Below are 12266 nucleotides of genomic sequence, written 5' to 3' on the forward strand. Positions count from 1 at the left end.
GATAAGACACAAGGAGATCCGGCAGTATGCGTATTGGAGCAATGGAAGCGGGTGGCACCAAATTTGTTTGCGGTATTGGAAGTGAAGATGGAATCGTCGAGGACAGTTTCAGCTTTCCGACAGGACAGCCGGAAGAGACATTATCCAGAGCCATTTCCTATTTCAAGGATCATGAGGTAGAAGCCATTGGCATCGGGTCATTTGGCCCCATCGATCTGAAACCGGAGAGCCCGTCATACGGATATGTAACGTCAACACCGAAACCTGGATGGTCGCATACAGATGTCCTCGGTAAGATGAAGTCGCATATGGACATTCCCTATGGCTGGGATACGGATGTTAATGCAGCTGCTTTTGGAGAAGCGACTTGGGGAGCAGCGAGAGGGTTGAGCAGCTGCGCTTATTATACGGTGGGTACAGGTATTGGTCTCGGCCTTTATGCCGAAGGACGACTGGTTCATGGATTGGTTCATCCGGAAGGCGGCCATGTTCCCGTTAAGCGCAATCCCGAAGATGCTTTTGCAGGAGCCTGTCCTTATCATGGCGATTGCCTGGAAGGATTGGCAGCAGGGCCGGCGCTTGAAGCCCGATGGGGGTTGAAAGGACATCTGCTGCCGGCCGATCATCCCGCTTGGGAAATCGAAGCCTATTATATAGCGCAATCCATAACCGGACTGATCCTGACGAATTCCCCGGAGAAGATCATACTGGGCGGCGGGGTTATGCAGCAAGCTCAGCTGTATTCCCTCATTCGTGCAGAGGTGAGGCGCAATTTGAACGGATATGTGCTTGCCGACGAAATTGTACACGATATCGAGAATTATATAGTTCCTCCGGTATTAGGCACCCAGTCCGGTTTATGCGGCGCATTGGCTCTGGGAATCCGGGCATGGCAAGATTCGCAATCATAAACAGGTTCGTCATTAGGAGATCAGCCCGAGTGTTCGGGCTGTTCCTTCCTATATAACGTGTGGTAAAGAATCGAAACGAGGTGGATATATGAAATTACCGCAGAATGTACATACCATGTTGCTGCGCACGATGTCTGCGATCACGATGACCTTATTGCTGGCGACAAGCGTCATTCCGGATTCGGCATGGGCGGCGTCAGCGATCCAAGAAGCGAATGCAGCTTTGAAAGGGAAAGGAGAAAACGACATTTTTGAAAGCGCATCCAATGTAAAGACCAACCTCGAAGGGTGGCAGTTGAAGGGCAATGGCAATATGGAACAAACGGCAGAAGGTTTACGGCTTAGCTCCGATTCAAGTGAGAATGCAGCGGCGATCTCCGCAACCAGAGCAGATGATTTTGTCTATGAAGCCGATGTGATGATTACAGATATGCAAGCAGATGCTTCGCTGGTCTTTCGTTCAAGCGTTGACGGCTGGTCATCGTATATGCTGCAAATCGTACCCAGTGCAGGCTTGGTTCGCCTCAAGGATGCCCGCGAAGGGAACGGAAGATTGAAGGTTGAAAAAGCGCTCTCGTTGAGTCAAGGGGAAATCGTTCACCTAAAGGTCAAGGTGGTAGGCAGCAATATCAAGGTATATTGGGGAAACCAATATGAACCGATAATGGAAGTCGATGATACGGCTTATTCCACAGGACACCTGGGTCTACATGTGTGGGATGGTTCCGCCCTGTTTCAAAATATCAAGGTGAGCGAGTGGAAAGGCAACCTGTTCGGACCGGTAAATACGAGCGGGGACTGGCAGCCTGACATCAAAGGGCTTAAGGGATCGGCATCGGAAGGGCTCGATGCCTACAGAATCTATAAGAATGCGGCTGCGGATTATGTGCTGGAAGGCAATATCACCTTAGGGGGACAGGCTGAAGCCGGGTTCTATTGGAGAGGGAACGATCAAGGAACGGAGGGATACGAAGCCATATTCAGGAGAGAGGATGATCAGGTTCGGGTAACGCTGGAAACCTCGGATGGAAAGGTGATCGGCGCATCGAGCCGTACATACCCAAGCCTGCCCACAAGTGCGCATCATGTGGAAATCCACATCTCCGGAGACAGAATTCAAATCGCTGTAGATGGTTACGAACCCGCTGCGATCCGCGTATCCGACGGAAGTTACGCGGGCGGATCGATCGGGATGAAGGTAAAGTCCGGAACGGCTTACTTTCAGGACGTGTACGTAACCCCGATGGCGGATTATTATACGGAGGAATATCGCCCGCAGTATCACTATAGCCCAATCCGAGGCTCGGCAAGCGATCCGAACGGATTGGTCTATTTCGAAGGGGAGTATCATCTCTTCCATCAGGACGGAGGCCAGTGGGCGCATGCGGTCAGCCGGGATCTGCTGCATTGGAACCGGCTGCCGATCGCACTGCCTTGGAACGATCTCGGACATGTCTGGTCGGGTTCCGCCGTAGCCGATACAACGAACGCTTCAGGTCTGTTCGGGGATTCTGGAGGCAAAGGACTCATTGCCTACTATACATCCTTTAATCCTGATCGGCCGGGCGGGAATCAGAAGATCGGACTTGCTTACAGCACCGATCACGGACGGACCTGGACGTATTCGAAAGAACGGCCGATCCTCATCGAGAACCCGGGCAAACAGGGCGAGGATCCCGGAGGATGGGATTTTCGCGATCCCAAAGTGGTTCGGGATGAAGCCAACAACCGCTGGATCATGGTGGTATCAGGGGGAGATCATATCCGCTTCTATACCTCCGGCAATCTGGTCGATTGGACCTTAACGGACCGTTTCGGGTATGGGGAATATATCCGTGGAGGCGTGTGGGAATGTCCGGATCTGTTTCAGCTTGCCGTGGACGGCTCCGGTCAGCGCAAATGGGTGTTGATGATCAGCAGCGGCGCTAATCCGAACACCCAAGGCTCCGATGCGGAATATTTTATCGGCGATGTGACGCCAGACGGCAAATTTATGAATGATCATACGGCGGGGACCGTGCTGAGAACGGATTGGGGCAAGGAATTCTATGCTTCCATGTCCTTCTCCGACTTGCCGGACAATCGAAGAATCATGCTGGCATGGATGACGAACTGGGATTATCCCTTCAGTTTTCCAACTTCAGGCTGGAAGGGGCAACTGACCATCCCTAGAGAGCTGTCGCTCAGAACGACGAGTGAGGGGATACGTCTGCACCAGTCTCCAATCTCTGAGCTTGAGACCCTCCGGAATACGGTCATCCATGTGAACAACAGGGAAGTGACGGAGACCTCGCAGAATGTTCTAAAGGGAATTCAGGCAGGCGCGTTTGAAATCGAGGCGGAAGTCGAGATTCCTTCGGACAGCAGCGAGCTGGAATTCGGCTTCCGTCTGCGGGAAGGCGGCGGACAACAGACGGTGGTTGGTTATAACAACTCTGCGCATCACATGTTCATTGACCGTTCGGCATCGGGAACCACGGATTTCTCCAGTCTGTTCTCGACCGAACAAAAAGCTTTGCTGCACCCCATAGATGGAGTGGTCAAGCTGCGTATTTACGTCGATGAATCTTCTGTCGAGGTGTTCGGCAATGACGGAAACGTTGTATTCTCGGACGTTATTTTTCCGGATCGGGTCAGACGGGGGTTGAGCTTTTACACCCAAGGCGGCCAAGTGAAGCTGAAATCCCTTCAGGTGCATGAGCTGGATTCCGTGTGGAGGCATCTTGATCTATCGGAACCTGCTTCCCGAATCCTGTTGGATTCATACGAGCTGGACCTGTCCCAGGGAGAGACCGAAGCGTTGTACGCAGCCGTGGATCGTGTCCAGGGCAACGGGAAGAAACCTTTGGTATGGTCATCCAGTCATCCCGATACGGTCCGGATTGTTTCATCCGATGAGACCCATGCCGTATTGAAAGCTTTGAATTCGGGAGAAGCCGTCATTACGGCATCAACCCCAAACGGAAAAATATCAGCGAGCACCCGCGTGTTAGTCTCGAGCGGAACGTTCAAAACGAATCTGACGGGATGGAAACCGGATCTCAAGGCCTCGAAGTGGGTCCTTACCGAGCATGGAATCCGGGGCAGCCATTCAAGCGATGCCAATTATATGGCGCAAGAGAAGGCAGGAGACTTCACGTTCGAAGGAGACATGCGGCTTGGAGAAGCAGGCGGTGCCGGGTCCATGCTGTTTCGGGCAAGCGAGGACGGACGAAGCGGATATTATCTGAATCTGGATCCTGGTATGAAGGCGATTCGGCTCTTCTACATGGTCGAAGGGCGATTTGAGGAACGTCAAGTCCTGGCCAGAGTCCCCGGCTTTATCCAAGGAGGAAGAACCTATCACCTGAGAATTGAAGCGAAAGGTCCGCATATTCAAGTCGACGTGGACGGGAAGACGGTAATCGATGTGATGGACGGGACATTTGCCGAAGGGCATTTTGGCGTCAATGTGTTCGGCGGACAAGCTTCCTATCAAAATGTCTACGTCCGTCATTCGTCTGAAGCTCGTCTGACGAAAACCAGCTTCACGAACGAAGCCGTGAACCAGGCAATCTATACCGAGAAATCCGTAAACGGCGAATCCGTTACCGTGAAGGAATCAACGGGTACGGGGAACCCGTTATGGGTATTGGTACCAACAGGAGAGGACGATACGTATTCCATTCGTACACCAGAAGGGAAGGCTTTGGATGTGGATACCGGGCAGAACCGGATTCAGTTATACACATATCTCGGTTATAACAATCAGCGATGGCGAGTGGAACGTCAGGAAGATGATACGGTAACCATCCGATCCGTGCACGATGGCCGGGCGATTGCCGTAAGGGCTGACGGTTCGGGGCTTGAAATGAATGAGCCTGATGCCGGTTCGGATCGTCAGCGATGGCGGCTTGGCCCTGAAGCCGAGGGAGCGATAATCGAATAAGGGGAGAGCTGCCGTTGCCGGCGGCTCTTTTTTTCGTGGGATTATAACCGACAGTTCGGCGATGCACGAACCAATACCTGCCGGGATGCAGGCCGGGATAAAAGGGTGACGCTCCGTGGCGAGTATGATACTCTAGAAGAGTTACTAGATTGATAGAACAGATAGGATACACCGTGTGCACGAATAGGTAACAAACGGTAATTCGGAACCAAAGGGGTTAAACCTATGACAGATTTATTGATGTACGAGCGTGAGTATTGGAGCCGTTATATACATATTGCAGGCATCGACGAGGTCGGCCGAGGCTGTTTGTTCGGCGATGTGGTCGCAGCAGCGGTCATTTTGCCGGAGGGATTAGTGATTGAGGGGATCAACGATTCGAAGAAACTCAGTGCCAAGAAGCGGGAGACCCTCTATGACCTCATTATGGAACAGGCACTGGCGGTCGGCGTTGGTTTGGTGGACGCGGAAACGATTGACCGCATTAACATCAAACAAGCCGCAAGGCTTGCCATGAAGATGGCGATCGAGCAATTGGCTGTTACTCCCCAGTTTTTGCTTGTTGATGCTGAGAAGGTGGAATGCGATATTCCCCAGCGTGCCATCATCAAAGGTGATGCTAACAGTCAGTCCATTGCCGCGGCATCCATTATTGCCAAGGTGACTCGTGACAAATTGTGCGAAGGGGAATGGGAGACGCGTTATCCGGAATATGGAATTGCCGTACATAAAGGCTACGCTACCAAGTTTCACCGTGAACAGCTGCAGCTGCACGGACCTACCGCGATGCACAGAAGAAGTTTTCTGAAAAATATGGAGATTGAGCAATTGTCCCTATTCTAGATTTCGATGCAGCCCGCCCTCGTCAAAAGGCGGGCTGCTGCCGATATATAAGGTATACAGAAGGTGTGGGAGGAACTATCGTGAACATCGGATCGTTGATTCGCGGACTCCTGGGTGAGCAGAAGCCGGGAGACGCCAAGATGTTGGAACTTAAGCCGGGTCAGGTCGTTCGCGGTGTCGTTATGAACGTATCGGAGGACGGGCAGGAAGCTGTGGTGCAGATCCAGGGCGTTCAAGTGAAGGCGAAGCTGGAAACGCCGCTTCGAGCCGGCGAAACCGCTCTACTGCAGGTTCAGCCGCCAGGAGAGGGAGGGACGGCCGTTCTCAAGCCGCTTAGTCAAACGCCAGGACAGCCGCTGTCCCCGTCTTCCATGGCTGAGGTGCTGGATTTTGCCGGTCTTCCGGATACGAAGGAAAACCGCGAAATGATCAAGGGTATGCAGAGCGCGGGAGTCCCGCTGACGAAGGACAATATCGCCATGTTCCGTGAGGCATTGGCCGTGAAGCCTCCGCAGATTCCCGCGGCGGAATGGGCGGAGTCGGCTGCGATCGCGTTTCACCGCGGACTGCCGATTACCCCCGAAAGCGTGAAGGGACTGCATCAGGCGGTATTCGGACCCCAGCTTCATCAACTGCTGCAATCGTTGGAGCAGCAGCTAGCGTCTGTTTTAAGCACAGGTAGCGGAGGCTTGGTGGATGCGGGGAAACAAGCAGCATCCGCTAAGTCTGCTACGGCTGCTGGCGCGGAGGCCTCCGCTGCGGTACCGCAGCAAGGAGCTGCTGCGAATGGCGCAGCCGGCAGTGCCGCACAGGCCGGCTCAGGTCAGCAGGCGCTGCTGACCAAGCTGCAGGGCCTGCTGCAGCAGCTGCGCGGCGAGCTCGCGCAGCCATGGGCCAGCGGCGGCACGGCAGCGCCTGCCGCCGGCCAACCCGCCGCCGTGCCAATGGGGCCGGCGGCAGCTCCAGGCGAAGGGGCCGCAGGCCCTTCGCCAAAGCCGCCCACCCCTGGCGCGGAGCCGTGGGTGGGGCGGCTCTTGAAGCTGCTCGGTGCGGAGCACGAGCAGCAAGGCCTGCGCGGGGCCGGTACGGGCCCCGCGGGCGAAGCGGCGCGCAGTGGCGGCGCCGCAGCACCAGCCGGGCAGCCTGCGGCGGCGCCCGGCAGCAGCACGGCCGCGGGCGCGGCTCCCGGCGCCGCCGCGCCCGGAGCGAGTGCGGCCTTGCCAGCATCGGCAGCTGCTCCAACGGGAGCAGGCGCGGCTGCCCCGCCTCCTGCTGCAGCGCAGCCAACCGCTGCTGCGGCAGCCCAAGCATCCCTGCCCGCCACTCCTGCCCCTGGGGGCAGTGGCACAGCAGCGAGTATGCCAGGGACACTCGCTACGCCGGGGAATGCGGCGAATACGGCGAATGCGAATCAGCAAGCTGTCCCGAATGCTCAGGCCGGTGCCGTGAATCAGCAGGGCTTGACGCAGCCGGTTGTGCCATCCGGCCAGCAGAATTCTGTCCAAGGCGTACAACAGGCTGTCATGGCCTCAACGCAAACGGGTGAATCGGCGCTTGCCCTGCAAGACACACTGAAGGGAGTATTGCTACAGGTGCTATCCAGCCAAGAAACGCCGCCTGCACTAAAGGAAGCGGCACAGCAACTCGTTCAGCATTTGACGGGCCAGCAGCTCTTGCTAAACACGGATCGCACGGCACCGTTTGCGCAGGTCACGATGTTCATACCTCTGCATGGGGTCGATGGGGAACAGACGGCATCCGTACATATTCAATCCCGCAGAGGCCGCAAAGGCGAGCTGGATGCGACCAACTGCAGGCTTTTGTTTGACTTGGACATGAAATTTCTGGGCCCGACCTTGATCGATGTGCAGGTTGTTGACCGGATCGTCAGCCTCAGCTTTCGGAATGATCAAAGTTACGCCGCGGAGCTGTTTGAAGGAAAAAAAGAAGAGTTGGCTCAAGCTGTTTCGTCTATCGGCTACCAATTGCTCAGCGTAAAAACAGAACCGCTGCCCCTAGTTGCCCCGCCTAATTCAGATATGTCCGTGCAGGGAACGGCAGCAGAATACACCCCGCAAACCTATAAAGGGGTGGACATGCGGATATGACCAAGCAAGAGAAAGAGCAAGGGCAAATAACAGCCATGAAAAAGGCAGTCGCCCTGAAATATACGCCCGGCGAGAGCGAGGCGCCGGTTGTGGTTGCCAAAGGGCAAGGGAAATTGGCGGAGTCTATATTAGACAAAGCTAAAGAGCATGGCGTCCCTGTCCAGGAAGATGCAGCTTTGGTGGAGATTCTCTCCAAGCTGGATCTGGATCAGCAGATTCCCGAGGAGCTGTACCAGCTTGTAGCGGAAGTGCTGACATATGTTTATCGTGCGGATCGTCAAGCGAAAGATGGAGGGATGATGCCATAATGAACTCGCCTTCCGGCAAAAAGGACAGCCGCAAGCAAAAAGGAGCCGCTGCCGAAGAGCTGGCGGCTGCTGCCCTTATTGAAAAAGGATACCGGGTGCTGGACCGGAATTGGCGCTGCCGGTTTGGAGAACTGGACATCGTTGCCGAAACAGGGGGGACCCTTGTGGTGATTGAGGTCAGAAGCCGAAGCGGTACGACCAGCTTCGGCACGCCTTCCGAGTCCGTGAACGCCCGCAAAGTGATGCAGGTCCGAAACACAGCCCAGCAGTACGTTCATCATAAGCGTTATTATGAACGGCCGATCCGGTTTGATGTTATCTCCATTATTCTTCGCCCAGATCTGACGCCCGTCTCGATGGAACATATCGAGAATGCATTTTAGATGGATATGATCCAAAGCATCTATAGGAATACCAAAAAGAAGGTGATAGGAGCCGAGCTCCATCACCTTCTTTGCGTAGGACAGATTATTTATTCAATAGGAGCGAACTTCCATTCCGTTGTTATCCAGATCATATCACTCTCCGGCTCCATTTCACAAATGAGTGGTTTCATCGGCGGTGATATATTGGCGATCCAGCTGACGGTATTGAATTGCCTCTGCGACATGCTGGCTCTGTATCCTATTGGATGCTTCCAAATCGGCGATGGTCCTGGCCAGCTTCAGGATTCGGTCATAAGCGCGCATGCTCAGGCCCAGCGTATCGATCGTCGCTTGCAGAAGCTCAGCCGAGTCCTTGTCGAGCACCGCATGTTTCCTCAGGAAGCTGCCGAACAGTTCGCTGTTCCAGCTGAACGGTAGCCTGCTGTAACGTTCCAATTGAATCCTTTGTGCCGCATAAACTTGATCCCGCATTTGCTTGGAGGATACAGGTGTTGTGCTTCCAGGCCATTCCCTTGGCCGAGGCACGTCCACCTGAAGGTCGATCCGATCCATCAAGGGCCCCGATATTCTAGCGCGATATTGAGCAATTCGTGTAACGCTGCACGTGCAGCGTTGATGAGGGTGATCACTGCCGTAATAACCGCACGGACAGGGATTCATCGAACAAGCGAGCATGAAGTGCGCAGGGAAGGTAAATACCGCTCGTGCCCGGCTGATGGTTACTTCGCGATCCTCCAGGGGCTGTCGCAGCACCTCCAGCACATGCCTCGAGAACTCAGGAAGCTCATCCAGGAAGAGAATGCCTTTATGGGCCAGACTGACTTCTCCCGGCTTCGGAATGGTACCGCCTCCGATGAGCCCGCCGGCTGATATGGTATGGTGAGGGGACCGAAAGGGACGTCTGGTCATTAACCCATCGGATGGCTTTAGCTTTCCGGCAGCACTGAAGATTTTCGTTGTGGTCAACGCTTCTTCGTCCGCCAGCGGCGGCAGTATGGTGGGAAGGCGCTTCATGAGCATCGTTTTACCCGTGCCCGGGGGCCCAATGAGCAGAATATTGTGCATGCCAGCAGCGGCAATGGTCAGGGCGCGTTTGATATGCTGCTGACCGATCACATCTCTATAGTCTTCCAACTGCTTGTCCTGCAGGCCGTCCGTTTGTGTTCTGCTTGGATGCGTGGCCCGATCGTATCTGAGCTTTGCCAGCGAAACGGCAGCGATGGTTGCTCCTCCAGTTTCACGGTTATCGATAACTCCATCTGATCCATCCTCGACGAGCTCATTCAAGTGCCTGAGCCCATAAACTTCGATCCCCCCGATCAATGCAGCTTCCGGGGCATTTTCGCTCGGAAGAAGAACTCCGGCGTATCCTTCTTTTTTCGCTTGCTCCACCATCGGTAACACTCCTGTGATGGGTCTCAGCGTACCATCCAGTGCGAGTTCGCCAAGGATCAACATTTGCCCGGCATTCGAAAAGGTCCATTGCTCGCTTGTCAGCAATATGCCGACAGCGATCGCCAGATCGAAGGAAGAGCCCTCTTTGCGGAGATCTGCCGGTGCTAGATTGACGGTTACCCGTTTTAAGGGATAGGTAAAACCGCAGTTTTTAATCGCTGCCCGAACCCGCTCAATGGATTCGCGAATGGAGGAATCGGGCAGACCGATGATGGAAGTTTGGGGCAGTCCGTTCGCCAGGTCTACCTCGACCTGAATGACAACGCCGTCAATGCCGTGCAAGCAAGCGCTATGAAGTTTTCCGTACATAAATGAAAGCACCTCATTTCTGATATCAGTGGATTGAATCGCAAAAGAACATCCAAGATTCGAAATGGGTGCTTCCTCATTTTCGCTGGGTGACTCTAGTCCGTATTGTAAAAGTTTACCTCCTGGCTGTCAATTCGCACTCCTCTTCAAGATATTCCAATCAAGAGACAAGGGCCCAACCGCGGTGCGGGATCTGAGCGGTGAATGTACCATAATTCAGAAAGTTGTCACTTCTTCAGAATCGGAGCTACAGGCAATTACGGGAAGGAATGTGAATAGTCAATGCACGGGTCCGGCTAGTAGAATCGAAATCATAAAACGACATGCTGCTATAAAAAGTAGCTGGCGTTACATCATCATACATAAGGGAGAGGGTTGCGTGAACATTTGGAACCGGAAGCTCGGGTTGGTGGCATTGGCCGCCGTTATAACCGGCACATTATTGAGCGGATGCTCAAAAGAAAACGCAGTAAAAGAGGAGAATCCTGAAAACGCCGACTTAGGCAAAGAAGTCACACTAGAAATGATGACCTTCTCTCATACGAATTGGCCTTATAAGGAAAACTGGCCGATTTACAAGTACTTAAAAGAAGAGACCGGCATCACCTTCAAGGTACAACCCGTGATGAGCGATTATACCACAACGATGAACCTGGCGATATCCTCTGGCGAGATACCGGATCTTATGATGGTCAACAGCTTGAACGCCGCCAACACGCACGGGGAGAGCGGAGCGTTTGTCGACTATTTCGAGCATTTGGAACAGATGCCGAACTACAAGAAGTTTCTCGAGGACCATCCCGAAGTGAAGGCGGCTATTCTGTCTCCAGAGGGAAAGAACTATTTTATGCCGTTGTATGGACTTGAGCAGCAATCCAGGCGGTCATGGCTTTACAGAGACGATATATTCAAAAAACACAATCTGACGCCGCCGACGACATACGACGAACTGTACACCGTCGCCAAAAAATTAAAGGAATTGTACCCGGACAGCTTCCCGATTGCCGTTTTCAACGGTTTGAGTCCACTGGTCAATATGGCACCTGCGTTTAATACCAACAGCAGCTACTATTATGATTTCGAGAAGAATGAATGGCGCTATGGTCCGACAGAGGACAACTACAAGAAACTGGTTGAGTATATGAATAAATTTTATATGGAGGGCTTGGTTGCGCCTGACTTCATGGCACATAAACGCAAGCAATTTAACGATCTGCTGCTTCAGAACAAATCGTTTATCGCCAGCGATTATATCGGCATCATGGATGAATTACCGTTAATGCTTGGGGATAAGGCAGCCGAGTTTAGTCTTAATTATATGGTTCCTCCTGTTGGAACGCCGGATGGCAAGTCCCACAATATATTTGCCGGATTGCAGTCCGACGGCTTTGCGGTGGCGGCAAATTCCAAAGAGCGGGATCGGCTGCTGAAGTACCTTGATTTCTTGTTCTCCCCCGAAGGAATTGAACTGGCAACCTGGGGCAGAGAAGGCGAGACGTTCACAACCGAGAACGGGGTTCGCAAATTCAACCCGGATTACAAAGAGTTCGGCGACTTGAGAACCAAGACGGGCATCGCTACAATCGGAGCGCATACTGTATTGGATATGACGGCTTACGAGCCCATGTATTCCCCAAAAATGCGGGAAGCGATGAAAATCGCTCCAAACCATGAAACGAAACCCCAGCCAAGGCTTGCGTATACGAATGAAGAAAATGAAGTGCTCAGCATGGTCGGCGAAACGGTGAAAAAATTCCATGAGGAGCAGATCGCCAAGTTCATTCTAGGACAGAAACCGATGGATGATTGGGATGCTTACGTGAATGAAGTGAACAAGCTTGGCGTGCAGCAGGTGCTGGATGTGCATAAAAGTGCTTATGAGCGGACGCAAAAGTTCTTAAACGAAACCAAGTAATTGATATCTGCGCGGCATACGGCAAGATGAGCGCACTGCTTTCTTTTCCCGGACCGGCTCTCGGCTAAGTAATGGCTGGTCCCGGTCCTTATGGGGGAAGCGG

8 protein-coding genes are annotated in these 12266 nt (G+C 53.5%); 7 read left to right on the forward strand and 1 reads right to left on the reverse strand.

The genetic code is table 11. The features are described 5' to 3' along the window. Nucleotides 1-26 precede the first annotated feature (26 nt). The 6 genes from AK95_RS11305 (at nucleotide 27) to AK95_RS11330 (ending at nucleotide 8481) form a co-directional block, all read left to right on the forward strand. Nucleotides 27-911, forward strand: a complete 885-nt coding sequence (locus AK95_RS11305; RefSeq protein WP_071220062.1) for an ROK family protein — start codon at nucleotides 27-29, stop codon at nucleotides 909-911. A gap of 88 nt (nucleotides 912-999) precedes the next feature. Next, nucleotides 1000-4839: a GH32 C-terminal domain-containing protein gene (locus tag AK95_RS11310; RefSeq protein ID WP_071220063.1), complete on the forward strand. Its 3840-nt coding sequence runs from the start codon at nucleotides 1000-1002 to the stop codon at nucleotides 4837-4839. A 225-nt stretch (nucleotides 4840-5064) separates the two neighbouring features. Continuing rightward, nucleotides 5065-5682: a ribonuclease HII gene (locus AK95_RS11315; protein ID WP_074961831.1), complete on the forward strand. Its 618-nt coding sequence runs from the start codon at nucleotides 5065-5067 to the stop codon at nucleotides 5680-5682. Nucleotides 5683-5762: 80 nt separating this feature from the next. Beyond that, nucleotides 5763-7790: a hypothetical protein gene (locus AK95_RS11320; protein ID WP_071220064.1), complete on the forward strand. Its 2028-nt coding sequence runs from the start codon at nucleotides 5763-5765 to the stop codon at nucleotides 7788-7790. Continuing rightward, nucleotides 7787-8098, forward strand: a complete 312-nt coding sequence (locus AK95_RS11325) for an EscU/YscU/HrcU family type III secretion system export apparatus switch protein (RefSeq protein ID WP_071220065.1) — start codon at nucleotides 7787-7789, stop codon at nucleotides 8096-8098. The genes AK95_RS11320 and AK95_RS11325 overlap by 4 nt, the downstream gene beginning before the upstream one ends. Continuing rightward, nucleotides 8098-8481, forward strand: a complete 384-nt coding sequence (locus AK95_RS11330) for a YraN family protein (protein WP_071220066.1) — start codon at nucleotides 8098-8100, stop codon at nucleotides 8479-8481. Before AK95_RS11325 ends, AK95_RS11330 begins: the two co-directional genes overlap by 1 nt. 153 nt (nucleotides 8482-8634) lie before the next feature. Here AK95_RS11330 and AK95_RS11335 read toward each other — a convergent pair whose 3' ends face one another. Then, the gene (locus AK95_RS11335) at nucleotides 8635-10248 is read right to left on the reverse strand and encodes a YifB family Mg chelatase-like AAA ATPase (protein WP_071220067.1); all 1614 of its coding nucleotides are present in this window, start codon (nucleotides 10246-10248) and stop codon (nucleotides 8635-8637) included. A gap of 379 nt (nucleotides 10249-10627) precedes the next feature. Here AK95_RS11335 and AK95_RS11340 point away from each other — a divergent pair, with 379 nt between their 5' ends. Further along, nucleotides 10628-12163, forward strand: a complete 1536-nt coding sequence (locus AK95_RS11340) for an ABC transporter substrate-binding protein (RefSeq protein ID WP_235613085.1) — start codon at nucleotides 10628-10630, stop codon at nucleotides 12161-12163. The last annotated feature ends 103 nt before the right edge of the window (nucleotides 12164-12266 follow it).

The organism is Paenibacillus sp. LC231 (assembly GCF_001860525.1).
GTDB lineage: Bacteria > Bacillota > Bacilli > Paenibacillales > Paenibacillaceae > Paenibacillus_AQ.